We start from the raw sequence: 19,105 nt of genomic DNA on the forward strand, positions 1-19,105 counted from the left end.
GGCCAATTCTGCATTCCGTGGACTACTTTATCAGGGAATTTATAAGTTAGAGAAAGCAGATGTTAACAAGTAACTTCATTTCTGAATTTCCTGAAACAGCAAAACAACCGATACTTTTCCATCGTGACAGGGCCAAACGGTCGGTTGCTGCTTGTCTTAGCTTTATCATTATGGTTAGCCCTTATTCAAAACTGATGGCAGCACATACTTTATTCACACCCGTGGATGAGAGATTTATTGAAGAAAAAACGACAAAAACCTCTAATTACCTGAACGATTTGATTAACCATAATGCTTATTTAGGAAAAACCTCTCCTTTTTTTCTCAACTCGAATACAACCGAACTCATCTTCGCAATGAACCATGAAAATGAGCAAGTCGAAAAAATGGCTGAGCATTCAGAAGAATCCGAGGGAGCTGGGGCACAGCAACCGCAGCCTTTGATGGAAATTCCGCTGCCACCAATGAACCATGCACAAATTACCGCCATTATCCATGAATTGAATACAGGCATTGATGAAGACATCTTAAACACTATGTTGAGCTACGTCCCATTAGCCCCCCCCAATGAAAGCCTCACAATCTTAAGCATGCTTCAGCAATTGATAAAAACTCACCACATTGTGGTTGACTTCGTACAGCTTGAAATGATGGCAATTCTAACCAAAATCCATAATACCGAATCATTTGTCGATATGACCAAACCAAAAGATCAACAGAGCTTAGCGGTGCTGATATTGAGTTACTATACAGCCATTAACTCCCCCCCTCCTGGGGGCCATTTCTTTTTTGGCTCATTCCTGCTTCATGCCATCGGCTTATCTGGTATAGAGGTCATAAAAGATGACATTTTAGGCGAAAAAGAACCCATAGAAAATCACGGTTGTTTAAAAGCAAATGTTAAAGAAGCTAATTCGGTCTTCTCTGGTCTGAAATTATTGGGAGAAATGCGTCTTAATTTTTTGCGGCAATTGAATCAACTCTCAAAAGCTGATCAATCCGAGGAACCAGTCAATTTATTGCTAATAGCCGCTACTACCCTACTCAACGATGGCATTAATCGTAACAAAATACCGTTTTATCGACGTAATATAAAATCAGCTAAACGAATATTAAACCTGACAAATGAATATGGTGAAAAAAAAACCGGATTAGTTGTCTCGAATGATCAGTCCATCAGTTTTATTCACTCCATAAGCCTGATTCTAGACTCTTTCGTTAAAAAATTCTCAGTTCTTGAGTATCTCGTTAGAGAATTCTCAAATGCAGATATTGATAGCATATCGATTTACTTTGGCAAACTAGACTTGGGTCGAACCATTACTGACTCTGAAGACAAAGAAGATAAAGAAGATAAAGAAGATAAAGAAGATAAAGAAGATAAAGAAGATAAAGAAGATAAAGAAGATAAAGAAGATAAAGAAGATAAAGAAGATAAAGAAGATAAAGAAGATAAAGAAGATAAAGAAGATAAAGAAGATAAAGAAGATAAATTATTTGAAATTTTCCAAAAAATATTAATCGGTGCAAAAGATAACCCAAAAAATGAAAACCCTGAATTATTTCAAGAATTGCTTCTAGCCTTAGAAAATTACATAGAACACCAATTACAAAAAAAATTAGTTAATCAAAATGATTATCGCGGCATTTTGATAAACCTCTACACAGAATTTAATAACCTGCTGAAACAATCACACAAGATGCTGGAATTTCTTTCAGCGAGCATTATCATCCATGCAAATCAGCAGGCTGATGTAGTCAAACATGACAAGGCAGCGAATGAACAAGAAGTAAAAGAGCTCAGCAATCACAAAAGGCAGAGAAAACTTCTGGAAGAACGCATATTATACCTGCAAGATTTCATCGATTTGCTCAGCTCTAAATATAATTTTGCTATGGAGACACCTATTAACTCTGACAGTAGTGACTCCGATAGCAGTGACTCTGACAGCAGTGTCTCCGATAGCAGTGACTCTGACAGCAGTGTCTCTGACAGCAGTGTCTCTGACAGCAGTGACTCTGGCAGAAGCGGCTCTGGCAGAAGCGGCTCTGGCAGAAGCGGCTCTGGCAGAAGTGACTCTGAAAGCAGTGACTCTGACAGTAATGGATTCTGGCAGTAGCGATGCTGATATAGGGTAGTCTTGGCGAAACTTATTTTTAGACTTATTCCTGTTCTTTCAGACCGAGGGTCACCAGCAGACTTCCAAGCAAACTGCTGGCTCCGAAGCGGTAATGGTTTCGGTCGATCCATTCCTTCCCCATAATGTCAACGGCAATAGCCAGGTGCTCTGCAGCGTCCTGTGCAGTTCGGATGCCGCCCGCAGGTTTAAACCCTACGTTCTGTTTGCCACTGTCACGAATGGCTTCCAGCATGATACGGGCAGATTCGGGTGTAGCATTGACAGGCACTTTGCCAGTAGAGGTTTTGATGAAATCAGCACCGGCTTCAATGCAGATCTCACTGCCTCGACGAATCAGGGCTGGGTCCTTCAGTTTGCCGCTCTCAATAATCACCTTGAGTATCACTTTGTCTGCACAAACTTCTTTGCAGCGGCGAACCAGCTCAGCTCCAATGGCTTCATCACCGTTCATAAAGGCGCTATAAGGGAAAACAACATCCACTTCATCCGCACCATAAGCGACAGCTGCCCTAGTTTCAGTGACTGCCAGTTCAATATCATCACTGCCTTCTGGAAAGTTGCTGACAGTGGCAACCGTTACATCGTTCAGACCCAGCTCTTTCAGCGTCTTTTTGGCGATGGGAACAAATCTTGGGTAAACACAGACTGCCGCAGTATTGCCTGCAGGTGTTTTAGCTGTGTGGCAAAGATCAATAATCACTTCCGGCGTATCGTTATCGTTCAGGGAAGTAAGATCCATCAATTGCAGAGCCTGACGACTGATAGCAGTGAGATCGGTCAAGGTTCGGTCCTCTGGCTAAAGAGTTTTGGAGGTGACAAAAAAGAATAGAAAAGTGCCTGAATGGAGCCTGTCGTCAGTCGTAGTTTATCTTCAATTCCCTTAAGAACACCACCGAACCATGTGGGAAAAACTGTCAAAAACAAAAAAACCCCTACACCAAAGACGCAGAGATTTTTTTGCTGATCATCCACCTGAGTTTGCAGCGTGGACTGCATACTCGACACTTCGTGCAAGAGTTTCTGTACTGCGGGAACAGGCAACAGTGCAGTACACGACTCCTCATAACCTGAGGTTGCTCGAAGTGAAAATTATTTTAGAGAATTCCTGCCAACAGATACAGCAAGTATTTTTGGACGAGCATTCGGCTTTTTTGAATGCTGATGTAGGTGAGTCCTGTCCTGAGAGTCATCTTATATCACTGGAGGCGAGAACATTACGATAAAAAACTCTTATTTAGACTCCCTTTCTGACAACCTTAGAGATACTCTATTAACATCTGAACGTCAGTAGATAGTAGTATTCTCCTCATGATCCCAACGGAATCCCTCGAAATTGTCAGGGCCGTGGCCCACTTCAGAAACTTTACTGCAGCGGCCAAGCACCTGCATAAAGTGCCTTCAGCCATCAGCTACACCGTCCGGAAGCTGGAAGAACGGCTGGATGTGCAACTTTTTCTCAGGGATAGCAAGCGGGTCGAGCTGACTCCGGCAGGTGAACACTTTATCCAGCAGACAGGCAAACTGCTGACTCAGCTGGAGGAGTTAGAAAAAACAACCCGCCAGATGGCTTCAGGCTGGGAACATGAAATCAGGATTGCCCTGGATAACGTTGTTAACCAGGGCATGGTTTACGATCTGATTCGCGATCTTCAGGCAGTTCGTCCCGAGACCAACCTGGTGATCAATACTGAAGTTCATAACGGCTCATGGGATGCTCTCTTCCACAACCGTTGCCAGCTGGTCATTGGTGCTCCCAAAACCATTCCAGACAATATTGCTACTAACGACCGCTTTGAATGGAAGTCTATGGGATCGCTGGCATGGGATCTGGTGATGTCTCCAGAGCACCCATTGGCCAATGTTTCCGATCCGATTAGTCAGGACATGCTGAAAACTTACAGTTCGATCTGCATTCAGGATACTTCCAGAGTCTTTCGACAGGGCTACAACCTGCTGCTTGAAGATCAGCAAATCCTCCTGGTTCCCAGTTTCCGTATGGCTATTGAGTGCCTGCTGAAAGGGTTGGGCATCACCATCATGCCCAGCCACTTTGTTCAGCCCTACATTGAACAAGAATTACTGGTTCGCAAGGATGTTCTGGATATTCCCATGAACGACAGCTGCTATCTTGCCTGGAATAAGGAAGCCATGGGCAATGGTATCCGCTGGGTTCTGGACTGGCTGGGTGAAGAAAATTGGCTGAACAAAGTCTGGCTTCAGTATGACATTATGAAGCCTATGGGCTATCACGTTCCCTGAGTCAGAAATGTCAGTCAACTCTGTACTTGAATGCCAGCACAAAATTCAATAATAAGCAGGTTTTCAAGAAGGATGGGGCCAGCATTTCATATGTGGTTCGCAGGCAAGCTCTTCTTCTATAGGACCAATGACTTCTATGTTGCCATAGCAACGATCAAAAATGTTTCTGCAACCCATTTGGGTGGAGTGACCGGCAATCTGGTCCAGCGCTTCCATGCTGCATCCATATACCACTTTTGGGATTCCGGCCCAATATATTGCTCCGGCACACATTGGGCAAGGCTCTGTGCTGCTGTAGAGTGTGCATTCACATAACTGTTCTCTCGGTATCTGTCTGCAGGCATGACTTACCAGGTTCAATTCTGCGTGCCGGGTCTGATCACTTTCTGCTTCGGTAGTACATTCAGACTCCAGAACGATTTTGCCGTTATGCACCAGCACCGCACCAAAAGGCGCTTCCCCTTTGTCCAGGGCCTGAGTGGATAACTCTATAGCTCTATAGATGAAAGGCTTGTGCTCACTCATGGGAAACCCCATAGATGTTGGAGAAAAGTATTCTTATGTTAGCAGGAAGTCTCGGTTCTGCGCCGGTCAAAGCGGTTGCCCATGGCCAGAAGATTCCCCAGCAAAATAATCCCTACGCCCAACACAGAAACCGGTTTCCATTGGTAACCCTCCAGAACGGTTGAGATCAAGAGGGCTATGATGGGATAGATAATATCGACATAAGCGGTTCGGTCAGAACCTATGCGCTGAATCAGGGCGATATAAGAGGTCATGGCCACAACCGAACCAAAAACCACCAGATAAACCAGGGAAACCAGATAACCCGGACTGAAGTCAAACGTGGGTGGTACGCCGCGGAGCAAGGCCAACCCACCCATTTCCAACCCACCATAAAACATGGCAAACACTGTCACAGGTGCGACTGACAAGCCGTCTTTCTCATTGACCTCACAGGAGACACTGCCCAAGGAAAACATCACTACTGCACCCAATGCCAATGCCAGGCCCTTAAGCTCCTCAGAGTTTGCGTCAATCTTTATGATATGGGGAAAAAACACCATGAACACACCGACACTACCCAATGCCCCGCCTACAAGAACAGAACGTTTAACGGTGTGCCCCAACCAGAACCGGGCAATGACCACATTTGAATAAAGAATCCCCGTACAAATCAATGCTGAAAGCCCGCTGCTGATGAACTTTTCACTTTCGTAGACCAGCCAGTAGGAAATACCGCAAAGGAAGGTTCCCTGGAAAAAGAACCTGAGATGCTGTTGGCGGGTAAAGCCTGAAAAGCCGCCCCTGAACCGGCAAATCAGCCATAACAACAGAGCGCCCAAGAGAAACCGGTAAGCCACTGACCACATGGAGTCTACGGTCCCTAGCTGCCAGCTAACGGCATACCAGGTCGAGCCCCACACCAGAGAGCAGATACAGAAAAGAGTGGCATTGGACACGTTCTGAAATTCCCGCATCAGAATGTTGACTGTATGACATTAGGCCAATTGGAACATTTCGCCAGAGCAGTGACCGTTTTATTTTCTGATATGAGGCAGCTAAACGTTTAGTGGAACGAAAACTTTCCTTCTACCGGGGGAAGACAATGTTCCTGTTCAGACAGAATATAGTGCATGCTCTGGCACTCCCGATACAACCAGCTCTTAGCCTCCAGGGTCATTGCCAGAAATTCGGAAAACTGACTGTAACAGACACCTTTGGAGGTCATCAGGACATCGGAAGCCACCAGCAAAAGATGGCCTGACTCCAGCATCTCCAGAAACAGTTTGAGCGTCGGTAAGCCGAGATTGAGACGCGTCATATCGGCCTGTATTAAAAATGCAGAGTCGGCTTTCAAATCCAGCTCAGTTGAAAAAAGAATACCAAATGGCTCGATAAACAAACGGCTATCAAGTACGCCATCCAGAGACTGAAGGGATGAGATATGCAAGCCGTCGCAACGATCGCACGCCCAGAATTCATGACCGGCCTGATCGAGCCAGATCTCTACCTGCTGCCGGTCTGGTATTACTAATTTCTGCATCAACGCTATCTCTGTTTTGCCAACCATTTTATGAACTCTCGTCAAGCTATGAAATGGTCAGTTTGACCAGACTCTGAGGCATTCCAACTTCACTGGATGAAAATGTGCAAGCATAACTAACCGCTCTGTCAGTCATTTTGGCAGCAAATCCCTGCATACTGAGCCTACAACATGAAATAACACCACAAGGAGTACAGATTATGCAGGGATCAGGAAGAATCAGTGCCGGTATCCAAACAGCCTTATACGCTTCTGCAAGCCCGATCACAGGCATTGCTGAGGCAGTTCAATTGCTGACCACCATGGTAACCACACCCGGTGCTGTCGCAGGCTATCTGATGGGAAAACTGGTCAGCAAAGCGGTTGAAGCAGGTTGTCACAGACTCAATAAAAACCGGACCATGAAGAGCACGATTGATACCCGGAAGTACGTTTGCCGAACCGTCAGGGGGTTTCAAACTGTCGGTGCCATTTCTGGCTCTCCCCTGGTGATCATGCTGGCACTCTCTCACCCTCTATTGATGGCCTTGTATACCGTTCCTTTACTGACAACAGCCATCAAACAAACCGTTAAGCACCTGATGGCCTGCACAACGGTTTACCGGGCGTTCAGAAGATACGGGACTTCAGGAACTCTGAAGAGTGCTGCAGAACAGATGATAAACTCTGGCTTGATGGCACAGCTATTTCAAAAGGCCAGATAAAAGAAGGCACGGAGGAACATTTCAGCTCCTCCGGCAAATTTCTTTTCCTCAATTCGCGTCAAACAGCCTCATTGGGCGGGGGTGGATGTCAATTGGCGCAACAAAACCCGAGCGTTATCTGTTAGACTGCCCGCCCAGACATCGATCAATGCTACATAAGGCTTTGCTATGCGTTTTCTGGATCAGGTTCAGGCGGCTGTGCGTAAGAACAACTCTCTACTCTGCGTAGGCCTGGACCCTCTACCCGAGAAGTTTCCCGCCCACATTCAGGCGCTTGAGCAACCTATTCTGGAATTTAACCGCTTTATTATTGATGCCACTGCCGACTTAGTGTGTGCTTACAAACCCCAGGCCGCCCATTATCATGCCCGTGGTGCAGAAGACGAACTGGCCCAGACCATCGAATACATCAAGGATAATTACCCGGATATCCCGGTCATTCTGGACTCAAAACGGGGCGATATTGGCAGCACGGCTGATCAGTATGCGGCAGAAGCCTTTGATCGCTACGGCGCAGATGCGATCACCGTCAACCCCTACATGGGCATCGACACCATTGCACCTTTCAGCCGATATGAAGACAAGGGCACCATCATCCTTTGTCGAACCTCTAACCCCGGAGCTGCGGCGATCCAGAACCTGAAGGTCGGTGATGACTTCCTTTACGAAGTGATTGCCCGTATGGCCAAAGAAGAGTGGAACAGCCATAACAACCTGCTGCTGGTTGTCGGTGCTACCAACCCTGAAGAACTCAAGCGTATCCGCGCCATTACCGGTGATATGACATTCCTGGTTCCGGGTCTGGGCGCCCAGGGTGGAGACGTAGAAGCCACCGTTAAAAATGGTCTCAACAGTCAGGGTGAGGGCATCATTGTAAACTCTTCCCGTGGCATCATTTACGCTGGCAGTGATGAAAACTTTGCCGAAGCAGCCAGAGCTGCTGCCATTGAACTCAGAGATCAGGTGAATCAGTACCGTTAAACAATGACTACCCGAAGATACCCTGAACGGATATCTTTCTTTAGTTTTCAAGAGCAAGCCCACCCAGGGCTGTGAAGACGGCCCACTGATCTTGCCGGTCGATGCAGGCAGCTCCCGGTATTGGTCTGACTGCCCGCCAATTCCGACTGAACCAGATCACGACGCAGGACAACGGCATCACCGGCGGCTCCGGTGCGTCCCGGCAATAGGTTCAGCGTTTCTCGCACCTGAGGTTAGCGCTGAAGTGCTGTGAAGGGAATGACATAACAATCCTTGTATAAGCTATCCTATACTGGCTGTGATTAACGGGGAATCATGTCATGGATAATGATCAGAAAACACTTTACCAGTCCGACTTCTATCACTGGAAAAAACAGCAAAAACAACATTTGCAAAACCGTGAGTTCGACCGGCTTGATCTTGATAACCTTATAGAAGAAGTAGACGAAATGGGCAGAAGCGAGCGCAATACACTGGAATCCCATCTGGTCATTCTGGTGCTGCATCTGCTCAAATATCAATACCAAACCTTTGTGATTAACCCCAACCTTTACGAACCCAAAGAGTTCAGAAGCTGGTACGAGAGTATTTCACAGTCACGTATGACAATCAGCCGGTTAATCCGTAAAAACCCGTCCCTGAAGCACGAACAGGATGATGCCTTAATAGACAGCTACCCTGATGCCAAACAGGCTGCCATTCGTGAAATGAATAAGTACCTGCGGGAAAATCATCAATTAGATAACACCAGCTTCCCCGACAGTTGCCCGTGGACATTCGATGACATCATGGTTGATGACTTTCTTCCCGACCATCCACAGCGCTAGGAGCCTTATATGGTCCGCCCCGTTTTGCAAGAGCCTGTTTTGTTAATTAGCAAACAAAGATAACTGCAATCATATATACGGCCTATTCATGAGGTCTAACCCTCTGGCCCTGATGGGTATCCGCGCAACCTGGCCTTATCAGTCCGACGGCCTCAAGGGTCAAGGCTCCTATCAGGTTTCAGGTTGCCGGTTTTTACCTGTTTGCCATCAACTGTACATGCTCATCGCAATCTGCGGGGGGGTCCCCTTTGATTAAGCTTATGCTTTACTTTGCCGCTGCCGCCTTTACTTCATTATGCAGCCTTGTAAACTTCATTTCGGGTCATGATGACCCAGACAATCCGAGCCATTTTATTAGCCAGACCAACGGCGGCAACGTTGTGATTGCTGCGCTCATTAAGTTGGCTAACCCATTTTTTACAGCGGTCATCCTTATTTTTGAGGCAGTGGAGTACCGAACGTGCGCCGTGTATCAATAATGTGCGCAGGTATTTATCACCCCGTTTACTGATGCCCAGCAGGACTGACTTACCGCCTGTGGAATGCTGTCTTGGAACTAATCCCATCCATGCGGCAAGGTGTCGACCAGATTTAAAATACGTCGCATCACCAATGGCTGCCTTCAATGCTGTGGCAGTGATGGCTCCGATACCCGGCATAGTCATCATTCGACGACATTCGTCGTCGTTTTTTGCTAGCTCCTGAATTTTCTGGTCATACTGTTGAATACGCTTGTCAAGACTGGCCAACTCTTCTGATAAACCATGTAGCAGCTCACGAGTCAGCGAATGGAGTCCATTTTCAGCATCTTCCAGAATTCGTGGAAGCTGTGCACGAACTTTACCAATACCCTGGGCAACTACAATACCTTCTTCCAATAGTGACCCCCGGATCTGGTTAACCAGGGCAGTTCTCTGATCAACCGCTTGTTGACGATAGCGGTGCAGAAGTTGCCAGGCCTGCTGCTCTGACGTTTTAACAGGTACAAAACGCATGCTGGGCCGTGAAGCTGCTTCTGCAATCGCTTCAGCATCGTTGTAGTCATTTTTGTTGGTCTTGACATAAGGCTTGACAAATTGAGGTGAAATCAGCTTGACAGTATGCTCATAGTTCTTGAATAACCGAGCCAAATAGTGAGCACCACCACAAGCTTCCATAGCGATAATGCATGGCTCCAGATTTGCCACGTACTCTAGAAGGTTCTTCCTGGACGACTTCTTTCTGATGACTTTGCTACCCTGCTCATCAACACCAAACAGGTGAAAGTTGTTCTTGCCAATATCGATACCAAGTACTGAAATAGTCATGGGTGGTTCGCTCCGGTTAATCCTGTTTAAATGGTTAACTCCATTTTGGCTCATTTGAAGCCGTTTAGGAGGGGCGGACCATCCCATTAGACCGAGCATAGCGCCCGTAGCGAGGACGGCAGAAAATTGAGGATGAAAATTCGGTTTTGTAAGGAGAATAGCGAGCTATTTGACGAACAAAAGCGGATTTTCAGACCAATTTGCTGCCGCAGCACGACTGCATGGATGCAGGAGCTAGAGCAACGCAGGAGCAGTTGCCGCGTAGGGCAGTCTATTCTCGGTCAGGCTCCTAAGAGCCCGACCGTTGCCTATTCAGCCGCTTGCCTTCACAGTAGCCTTAAAACAGCAGAGCTGTTGCGAGGAATTGCAACGGAGATGCAGCTGTTCGGTACGCCATTAAAACCCTACTGTTATTGGCTTCTATTTCTTCAGCTGTATACTTGTGCGTTATTTCTGATGAGGAAGCTTCCCATGCGCAGACTCAAGAAGCTGTTCGACCAAAACCGTGAATGGTCAGATGCTGTTCGGGAAAAGGAACCTGACTTTTTTGAACAACTTTCTCAGCAACAGGCCCCCAAATACCTGTGGATAGGCTGCTCTGACAGCCGGGTGCCTGCCAATCAGATAACCGGTATGGTGCCTGGTGAGCTGTTTGTTCATCGAAATGTGGCCAATCAGGTCATTCACACCGATCTCAACTGTCTCTCTGTTATCCAGTTCGCCGTTGAGTACCTGAAGGTTGAGCACATTATAGTGACCGGCCATTACGGCTGCGGCGGCGTTCAGGCAGCGGTAAAGAACGGCAAACTCGGTCTGATTGATAACTGGCTGCGTCATATTCAGGATGTACAGCACAAACACCAGACTTTCCTGGACACTCTGGGCAGCCAGGAAGAAGTCTTTGAGCGCATGTATGAGCTGAATGTTGTAGAACAGGCTCTGAATGTTTGCCAGACCCCCATCGTCAGGGATGCCTGGCTGCGAGGACAGGACCTGACGGTTCATAGCTGGATCTATGGGCTGAAAGACGGTCTTCTGAGGGACCTGGGATTATGTGTCTCTGATCCTGAAAGCCTGCATGGACTTTACAGCGATGCCATCAGGCAGATCACCAGTGCAGCTGATGGATGATATAGATACCCTTTCATTTTCTAGATCTATCCTTCCTCTGTGAAAACCAAATCGGAAGGATAGAATCATCAGAAAGACGCTCTCTGCGGCACAACTGTTGCTGCTATCATTTTTTTCTGTCATCTCCCAGGCCAGAGTGCTTGCTCTGGCAGCAGGTGATGATGTTAAGGTGCCTTCAAAGAGAACGGAATCAGCGATTTAAACTTCGAACCGCTATCGGCTGCCCATCTGGATAGAATGACATATGACTATTTCTCGATAAAAATTCCAATATCACATCACGAGATGTTTGTACTTCCCTTTCCCCAAGACTGGCTCTGCAATATGGACAAGTTCTATTTTCCAATAACCAAGTCTCCAGGCAGTCTTCGTGAAACATATGGCTGCATGGTTCAAGAACTGTGACTGCCCTTCCGGCAAAAGGTGTGAGACAAACAGGGCAATTATCGGTCTCCTGTTGATAAGGTGCCTGATTATTTGGGCTGCCTGGTGGTGTGATTCCGTTCATATCTCTTACTCCTATCTACTGTTTTTCAAATGAATTGTGACCTTGGGTCATTGTCTATCCATTTAGTTCCCTGTGTTTGTTTATTTTTTTACGCCCGACATGGGCATGAGCTAATGGGGTGAAAGTCCCCTGTGGAAGAAGCTACATCTGACTGTCGGTAAAGATGCCCGTTGATGACAACCACCAGCTTAAGGCGAGTGGAGTCACGCGAGGATCTTTGCGCAGACAATCTGTGCGAAAAAACATAATTTGCCGGAACCAGGTGACAGGATCACCGTTTAAAGTAAGAATAAATGCATCCTTGTGGGTGAAGTTTATTCTTCACTCATAGCAGCCTTGAATAAGATAACGAACTCTAAGCCGCACGCGCTTTCCACTCCAGAGGATAAATCTATGACACCTGCAAAATATCCGTTACTGATGAGACTGCTTCACTGGCTGATGGCCATTACCATCCTGAGTATCATTGCCAGTGGCTGGTACATGGCAGGTCTATCCAAGGACGTCAGCTATAAATACGACATCTACCCTTGGCACAAGTCTTTCGGCATCCTGGTACTGCTGCTGGTTGCGATTCGTATTCTGATACGATTGTTCAGCAAAGTACCCGAGCTACCCAAAGGATTGCCCAACCGTGAGAAGGTATTGGCCAAAATCACCCATTATTCGCTCTATGCCCTGATGATTCTTGTACCTCTGAGCGGTCTTACCATGTCGGATGCAGGAGGGCGTGATGTTTTCTTCTTTGGCATCCAACTGCCCGAATTTATGGAAGACAACAAAGAGCTGGCAGGAACCCTTCATACAATCCATTCCTATATTCCCTATGCATTTCTGGCCATCATAGCCCTTCACGTGGTGGGGGCATTCAAACACCGGTTCATGGATAAGCCTGAACACGATGTGCTGGGCAGAATGTTGTAAATTTGCCAATAAGGGCTCGTTCGGGAGCCCTTTTCCAGACTCTATGCCACTCTTGATTAAATCCGCAACGAGCGCAACACTCGCTGTTATGGATAAGGTTCAAGCTACCTTGTAAAACACTTAAGAAAGACATTTCTGGCACCGTTGATATCACGATCAACGGGATTGTTGTAATTTTATTTGACTGTTAACTATTAGTGTCGTCAGATAGCCTTATTCGATAAAGCTTGAGGTTATAACCTGTTCTTAGAGTATGCATAAGAACCTGTAATGCTTCATTCCATTCACAAACCAAGCCACTGCATGCTTTCAACGAGGCTCGCTCTCCAAGACCGTCAGAAAAACACAACATTCTCAGTGTCATAATGGCACCATTAACCGAGATAAAAACAGCAAATGTTGATTCATTGGGCTCCTGAATCACCATGACAAAGGTGCCCTCTCCGATGGCATTGTCCATTATCATTTGAATTGAGTTGAACTCCTTAAGCTCATTAACCTCGAGGTCAATATTAAGGGCCATCATCGCTTGATCCATTTCCATTAAACTCAACAAGGGGTATAAATCCGGAAGCTGGGATTCGTCTAACTTCCGAGGTAACGGAATCTTTTGCAGACCTCCAGACATTTGATTCATGAAACATTGCCGAATAGCAACGTCATGCCCCGTTGAGTTATCAGAAACCAGCAACACTTCAACCTCATCGTCATCATCAAATGCCTGCAAGGCTTCCACAGCTTCTTTATCCAGGCAATTAAAAGCCTTAATGGCATTCTCCACCATGAGGTTGAACACATCATCATCAGGCAAGTGAACTTGATAAAGCTGGCCTCCTCTCGACTTATCCAGATAGCAGTTGATCGCAAAAACAAAGAGACTGTGTTTATTACTGGCATAGCCCACCACTTCACCATCCTGATTCAGAAGAAATACAAAAGCCAAACTCTGTTCAATAATAATAAGAGCGAAGGAATAGCCTCCCTGAGAATCAGGAAGCGTCAGAAAATATCCCCGATCTTTCAAAGCCTCGATTGTGCCAAGGGGTCGAGTGTATTCACTCATCCAACCAACAGAGATCAGCCCTGCAATTACATCCTGTTGGATGGCAGCCTTCACCTGAGTCAATAGCTGCTGAAATTTAAGTACCCCGCTATTTGAATTCTCGAGGACGATCTTATCCATGCCGGTCTCCAGATAACAGACATTGAAAGATGAAGCTGAGAAGGCTTTCTGCTGACAGAGAGTTTCATCGACAGGCAAAGTCTGCAACTGGATAACGCTAAAATCACACTGCCGGTTCATCCATTCACAATCAAGCTGATTTTTCTCATCAGATACAGGAGCAGGATCTGGAACATTAACAGCAACAAGAAGAGGCAGCATTTCGCTGGAAAAACCACTCAAGGACGGCTCTACCAGAGTCATCTGGCTGGTTGAAGGCCCATCAAAAGCAGCCATCCTTTCCCTGGGACCAAGCCTCGGAACAGAAGCTGACGCAGCCTCACGGACCAAAGGTCTTTCACACTGGCAAGTATTCTCAGTGGATAAATACACCTCTCTGGATTTAGGGTCTTTGCCTCTGGCACTCTTGGCATTAGACTGCCCTTTTTTTCTTATTGCGGCCTGGGCAATCAGCCTTTTTTCCCTGAACCGCTTGCCACACTGATAACATCGACAATCACAGGCACCAAGATTAAGGTCGCACTGCTTGCACCTTTGGCGACCTGATTTATCCGTTACTATTCTATCTTTCTTATAGTCATCGAATCCGTGACTGTAGAACGCTCCAAGCAACAACAATGCAAAAAAAAATATACTCAAACCCGCTCTGAGCATAAAGCCTCCTGAAACAAACCGTTCAGGCAGACTAGATAGTTAATTGACATTCGTCATGGGGAATCAGGAAATTCACTCAACTTTCCGACGAAGTGATCTGTTCCAACCAAAGCGAGTCATCAGATCAGAGAAGACAGCATCCAGCGAAGCAGACAAAAGCAGTCGTTCACGGGTAAGGGGATGAGTTAATTCAAGATCAGTACAGGCCAGTAGCAATCTACCCGCTGAAAAGTGTTTGGCAAAGTATCGATTATGAACGCCCTTCCCATGTTTGGCATCGCCAATGATCGGGTGGGCTATATGCTTCATATGCCGACGAATCTGGTGTTTCCTGCCCGTTTTAGGCCAGGCTCTTACCAGGGAGTAGCGACTGGTTGGGTATCTTTCTATGGCAAGAGGCAGCTCAACGGTCGCGAGTCTTTCATAAACAGTGACCGCCTCCTGAGCCGGTTTGTCCTGCCGGGCCTCGCGGTCTGTCATTTTATCCAGCTCTTCTTTCAGAGGATGATCAATCACGCCAGACTCTGGCGCATAACCCCTGACGACTGCCAGATAGGTTTTCTCGACCAGCCCTTCCTCAAATTGTTTTCCAACCTGCCGGGCAACCTCAGGCGACAGGGCAAACACTAAAACACCGGAAGTCGGTTTATCCAGACGATGCAGTGGGTAAACATGCTGACCCACCTGATTTCTGACGATCTGCAAAGCGAACCGGGTTTCATTCCGGTCAATCATGGAGCGATGCACCAGCAGACCCGACGGTTTATTTACCGCTACCAGCCAGTGATCCTGATAAATGATTTCCAGTGTTTCCTGGCTCTTTTCTGACATGCACGACATCCCAACAGCAAAGCTCAATATCAAAGGAGGCTACTTTCGTTCAGACAAGGTACTCTTCCTGAATATGTAAAGGTCGTCAGGCTCCCCGACAATAAACACCGTTCCCTGTCTGTCCATAGTAACCCCTTCTGGCTGCTCAATCGTATTCTTCAATCCATGCCAGCCCTTCTCAAGCACCATAACACTGACGGCCTCTCCATTTTCGTCCAGTTCTGTCAAAGAATCGGACTGATCACTGAGCACAACAAAATGCCTTGAAACCGTATCGAAGTGCATCCCTGACAGGTCCTGATTGAAAAACCTCAGGCTTTCTTCCATTTCTTCCTGCTCACGAATCACCAGCTTCCTATCTTTACCCTGCTCGGTGAAACCATCAATACGAAAAATCCGGATGGGGTCTCTCTCTTTGAGGACATAGATCGATTTTGTCTCCGGATCCCAGGCAATACCTTCAAAGCCTTTGTTGCCTCCTTCTCCTATGCCAAAGGTAAAAGTGGACGCACTGGAGAAATCGATCTCATTCGAATCCGGTTTAATGTCTACCAGCAACAATTCCTGCTGACGTTCGTTGACAACAATAAAACGATCGCCGTCAGCCCAGGCAATACCTTCTACATCAGCATTAAGATTGGATTTCAGCTTTCTCTTGAGGTTTCCATTTTGGTCGTACTCCAGGACATGGATCGAAGAACCTCCTCCGGATACAACATAAAGGGAATCGGTAACAGGACTCCACGTCACTCCGGATACCTGATCACCTGCATCAACGAGTTTCACAGGTCCGGCCACCAATTTATAATCACTCAACGCAATGGCATTTGCCCACTGTTCACTGGATACCGTATGGGACAGGTATTCATTGTAAAGTTTGTCATCGATATCGAAATATTTAATAGCAATCACGGCCACAATCAAAATGACAATGATTCCGAGGGAGAGTTTTCTGAAATTCTTCATAATGAGGGAATAGGTCAATTTCAGAGGGGGCTTTATGGAGACCGGCAGAGCGCCGTCACATCCCCCCAAGATCAGACAAGTCAGCTCTCATAAGGCCTTCGGTACCCAGATCAAAACCTGCTACTGAAACATGAACATCAAACCAGCTTTTCAGGGCGTTGGCATCTCTCTGACAGGGCCAGCGGCCCGGATCTTCTTCCCAGGCGGAGAGCTCATTTTCCATCATGTCCCGGGCGTGGTTGGCTACTGCTGCTTCCAGGCCCTCCTCTGTTTCCTGTTCATCCAGCAGGTAGGAGCCACCTTCCAGGCTCCAGTCTTCTGGCAATTCTGTCCCCAGCCCTTTCGCCCATTCAATAAAAGGCTGTCTGGGCTTCAGGGTTACAACACAACGATTGATAAACTTCATGACTTTTACCATAAAATGCAGCTTCATCGGATTCTGGAGCCATTTCGACAAGGTCAGCTGCAATTTCCGTCCAAGGAGAATGTCTTATGAGGCATTAACGTCAACAGTGCTTCACGGACGATGCATTATGCTCTTGGCGGATGGAGAAAATCAAACCATGTAAACTAAACATACTGCCCTGCACAATGACCTGAAGCCCAGGCCCATTGGAAGTTAAAGCCTCCCAGATGACCGGTAACATCCAGAACTTCACCGATAAAGAAAAGCCCCGGCTGGATACGGCTCTCAAATGTTTTCGAAGAGACTTTCGCAGTGTCCACACCACCCAGGGTGACTTCTGCTTTTTTATAACCTTCTGTTCCAGAGGGTTTCAATTCCCAGTTTTCCAGTGCATGGGTCAGGTCCTCAAGATCAGCCGCTGTGTAATGTGCCATCAGCTTTTGACCATTGTCGGTTAATAATCTCAGATGACCTTGACCGCATAGGACTTGAGACAACCTTTTAGTCATATGTTCAGACAAGATGGTTGCCGTCTGTGCCCTGGGTCTCTGCATGGCACAGGACTGAAGCCAACTATGAATATCTGCACCGGGAATCCAATTAATGGAAACCGTATCTCCCGGATTCCAATAGGATGAAATCTGTAAAATGGCCGGCCCGCTGACACCACGATGAGTGAACAGAATATTTTCCCGGAAAGACTGTCCATTGCAGCTGGCGATCACTTCTGAGCTAACGCCGGAAAGCTCTAGAAAGTGCTTAAGCCAGGCCTGGTTCATCGTAAAAGGCACCAGTGCAGGCTTTTGTTCAATCAGTTTATGGCCGAACTGTTCCGCTATCTGGTAACCAAACCCTGTGGCTCCCATTGTCGGAAATGATAAACCACCGGTTGCCACTACCAGTGACTGACAGGAGAGTTCGCCGATGTTGGTTGCCAACACGAAACCCGAAGCTTTATTGGACTTTATGGATTCAACACGGGCTTTGGCTCGAATGGTGACGCCTGCATCCTGACACTCGCTGACCAAAAGATCGACGATATCCTTTGAACGATTGTCACAGAAAAGCTGCCCCAGCGTTTTTTCATGCCAGGCCACCTGATACTTATCTACAAGCGCCTGAAAATCCCACTGGGTGTAGCGTGCCAGTGCTGACTTACAGAAGTGCGAGTTATGCGAAAGATAATGGGCAGGTTCGATATAGAGGTTGGTGAAATTACAACGTCCACCTCCTGAAATAATAATTTTCTTGCCAATTTTGTTGGCGTGATCCAATACAAGAACATTACGACCACGATAGCCAGCTGTGAGCGCACACATAAGACCCGATGCACCGGCACCGATAATAATGGCATCATAGTCAGACTGCAGAGCTCTGGTCAGGGGCATATTTATTAGATCCCAAAAACAGATAGGGGAAGCCTTTAGCGTTGCTCCTGCCGGGAGCTAAACAGGCCCGTAAGAAACCAGAGAGCATAAACCGACTGCCTGCAACGGTTTGCCCTTTCCTTCGTTTCTTTAATCCGGGCCTGAGACACAGCTTCAATGAGTTTTCAGAATGGCCAACACATTATTAAGAAACATTTTGGCTTCCTGGCTACTGACACTCTTACGCAACTCAGCAGGAATCATACGCTGGTACGCGCGGGTATTGACTGGACGAGTAGCCACCAGAGCATTCACCATAGCAGGCTTGAGCAAACGCTGGCTTGCAGGAGTACTTGGGTAGGCTTTACGGATAGATTGAACATCAAATTCAACCAGAGCTTCAGCCAACGGACTATCGGCCACTTCAACAACCACTTCTGGCTCTGATAACACCGGAGCCACTTTGACTTCAACCTTAACTGCCTCTTTGGTTCTTACAGACTCAACAGCAACTTCTGCATGAACGTCTTCAGAAGTGACAAAACCTTGAGCCACCAAAGCTTGAGACAGCTCTTCTCGCATAACCCATACAGCTTTGCCCGCTCCGTTTTCTTCATCCAGGGCAATAACGGAAGCACCAGAGCCAGCATCTACTTCCAGAAACCCGGCAATACGCTTGCCCAGGTTGTTAACGATCATGGACGCACGTTTGGCCCCCGTCAATGTAATCACCTGCTCAGCACTGGCAGCGCGTCCGGGCAGAGAAAACCATGCTGCCAGCAGTTCAATATCTTGAGGACGAACCGCTTTATTATTGTTAAGGGCCTTCAGGAACAAATCTTGGGTGATCAATTGTTTAACCTCTAGAA

19 protein-coding genes are annotated in these 19,105 nt (G+C 47.0%); 7 read left to right on the plus strand and 12 right to left on the minus strand.

Translation table 11 applies throughout. The features are described 5' to 3' along the window. Positions 1–59: 59 nt before the first annotated feature. Positions 60–2,120, plus strand: coding sequence for a hypothetical protein (locus ACOMHB_RS00400; protein WP_448215057.1), 2,061 nt, complete (start codon positions 60–62; stop codon positions 2,118–2,120). A gap of 43 nt (positions 2,121–2,163) precedes the next feature. Here the strand turns inward: ACOMHB_RS00400 and deoC are convergent, their stop codons facing one another. Next, complete coding sequence (gene deoC / locus ACOMHB_RS00405; protein WP_448215058.1) at positions 2,164–2,922, minus strand: deoxyribose-phosphate aldolase; 759 nt, start codon at positions 2,920–2,922, stop codon at positions 2,164–2,166. Between the two features lie 527 nt (positions 2,923–3,449). Here deoC and ACOMHB_RS00410 point away from each other — a divergent pair. Beyond that, positions 3,450–4,400: a LysR substrate-binding domain-containing protein gene (locus ACOMHB_RS00410; protein ID WP_422136012.1), complete on the plus strand. Its 951-nt coding sequence runs from the start codon at positions 3,450–3,452 to the stop codon at positions 4,398–4,400. A gap of 63 nt (positions 4,401–4,463) precedes the next feature. Here ACOMHB_RS00410 and ACOMHB_RS00415 read toward each other — a convergent pair whose 3' ends face one another. The 3 genes from ACOMHB_RS00415 to ACOMHB_RS00425 all read right to left on the minus strand — a co-directional run bounded on the left by ACOMHB_RS00415 (position 4,464) and on the right by ACOMHB_RS00425 (position 6,447). Further along, positions 4,464–4,925, minus strand: coding sequence for a nucleoside deaminase (locus ACOMHB_RS00415; RefSeq protein WP_422136013.1), 462 nt, complete (start codon positions 4,923–4,925; stop codon positions 4,464–4,466). A gap of 38 nt (positions 4,926–4,963) precedes the next feature. After that, positions 4,964–5,863, minus strand: coding sequence for a DMT family transporter (locus ACOMHB_RS00420; RefSeq protein WP_448215059.1), 900 nt, complete (start codon positions 5,861–5,863; stop codon positions 4,964–4,966). Between the two features lie 107 nt (positions 5,864–5,970). Continuing rightward, positions 5,971–6,447 (minus strand): YbjN domain-containing protein, encoded by a 477-nt coding sequence (locus tag ACOMHB_RS00425; protein ID WP_448215060.1) that lies wholly within the window; start codon positions 6,445–6,447, stop codon positions 5,971–5,973. Between the two features lie 200 nt (positions 6,448–6,647). Between ACOMHB_RS00425 and ACOMHB_RS00430 the strand changes: the two genes are divergently transcribed. From ACOMHB_RS00430 to ACOMHB_RS00440, 3 genes are all read left to right on the plus strand, one after another. Continuing rightward, a complete protein-coding gene (locus ACOMHB_RS00430; RefSeq protein WP_448215061.1) occupies positions 6,648–7,151 on the plus strand; it encodes a hypothetical protein in 504 nt (167 codons plus the stop codon). Between the two features lie 168 nt (positions 7,152–7,319). Beyond that, on the plus strand, positions 7,320–8,132 hold the full coding sequence (pyrF, locus tag ACOMHB_RS00435) for an orotidine-5'-phosphate decarboxylase (protein WP_448215062.1): 813 nt from the start codon (positions 7,320–7,322) through the stop codon (positions 8,130–8,132). Between the two features lie 320 nt (positions 8,133–8,452). Continuing rightward, positions 8,453–8,959 (plus strand): DUF29 domain-containing protein, encoded by a 507-nt coding sequence (locus tag ACOMHB_RS00440; RefSeq protein ID WP_422136018.1) that lies wholly within the window; start codon positions 8,453–8,455, stop codon positions 8,957–8,959. A gap of 293 nt (positions 8,960–9,252) precedes the next feature. Here the strand turns inward: ACOMHB_RS00440 and ACOMHB_RS00445 are convergent, their stop codons facing one another. Continuing rightward, positions 9,253–10,266 (minus strand): IS110 family RNA-guided transposase, encoded by a 1,014-nt coding sequence (locus ACOMHB_RS00445; protein WP_448215063.1) that lies wholly within the window; start codon positions 10,264–10,266, stop codon positions 9,253–9,255. Between the two features lie 471 nt (positions 10,267–10,737). Here ACOMHB_RS00445 and can point away from each other — a divergent pair, with 471 nt between their 5' ends. After that, positions 10,738–11,397 (plus strand): carbonate dehydratase, encoded by a 660-nt coding sequence (gene can / locus ACOMHB_RS00450; RefSeq protein WP_422136019.1) that lies wholly within the window; start codon positions 10,738–10,740, stop codon positions 11,395–11,397. Positions 11,398–11,587: 190 nt separating this feature from the next. On the opposite strand, the gene ACOMHB_RS00455 is transcribed toward can, so the two are convergent. Then, entirely contained in the window at positions 11,588–11,905 is a 318-nt protein-coding gene (locus tag ACOMHB_RS00455; protein WP_448215064.1) for an RING finger protein, read from the minus strand. 393 nt (positions 11,906–12,298) lie between these two features. Here ACOMHB_RS00455 and ACOMHB_RS00460 point away from each other — a divergent pair, with 393 nt between their 5' ends. Beyond that, positions 12,299–12,829, plus strand: a complete 531-nt coding sequence (locus ACOMHB_RS00460) for a cytochrome b (protein WP_422136021.1) — start codon at positions 12,299–12,301, stop codon at positions 12,827–12,829. A gap of 187 nt (positions 12,830–13,016) precedes the next feature. Here ACOMHB_RS00460 and ACOMHB_RS00465 read toward each other — a convergent pair whose 3' ends face one another. From ACOMHB_RS00465 to ACOMHB_RS00490, 6 genes are all read right to left on the minus strand, one after another. After that, positions 13,017–14,666 (minus strand): hypothetical protein, encoded by a 1,650-nt coding sequence (locus tag ACOMHB_RS00465; RefSeq protein WP_448215065.1) that lies wholly within the window; start codon positions 14,664–14,666, stop codon positions 13,017–13,019. 72 nt (positions 14,667–14,738) lie between these two features. Further along, positions 14,739–15,497, minus strand: coding sequence for a tRNA pseudouridine(65) synthase TruC (truC, locus tag ACOMHB_RS00470; RefSeq protein WP_448215066.1), 759 nt, complete (start codon positions 15,495–15,497; stop codon positions 14,739–14,741). A 39-nt stretch (positions 15,498–15,536) separates the two neighbouring features. Further along, complete coding sequence (locus ACOMHB_RS00475) at positions 15,537–16,463, minus strand: SdiA-regulated domain-containing protein (RefSeq protein WP_448215067.1); 927 nt, start codon at positions 16,461–16,463, stop codon at positions 15,537–15,539. A 55-nt stretch (positions 16,464–16,518) separates the two neighbouring features. Further along, positions 16,519–16,869, minus strand: a complete 351-nt coding sequence (locus ACOMHB_RS00480) for a hypothetical protein (RefSeq protein ID WP_422136025.1) — start codon at positions 16,867–16,869, stop codon at positions 16,519–16,521. 164 nt (positions 16,870–17,033) lie between these two features. Continuing rightward, positions 17,034–18,257: a BaiN/RdsA family NAD(P)/FAD-dependent oxidoreductase gene (locus tag ACOMHB_RS00485; protein ID WP_448215068.1), complete on the minus strand. Its 1,224-nt coding sequence runs from the start codon at positions 18,255–18,257 to the stop codon at positions 17,034–17,036. 153 nt (positions 18,258–18,410) lie between these two features. Beyond that, complete coding sequence (locus tag ACOMHB_RS00490; protein ID WP_422136027.1) at positions 18,411–19,088, minus strand: hypothetical protein; 678 nt, start codon at positions 19,086–19,088, stop codon at positions 18,411–18,413. Between the last annotated feature and the right edge of the window lie 17 nt (positions 19,089–19,105).

The sequence above is a fragment of the Endozoicomonas sp. 2B-B genome, from assembly GCF_053470045.1.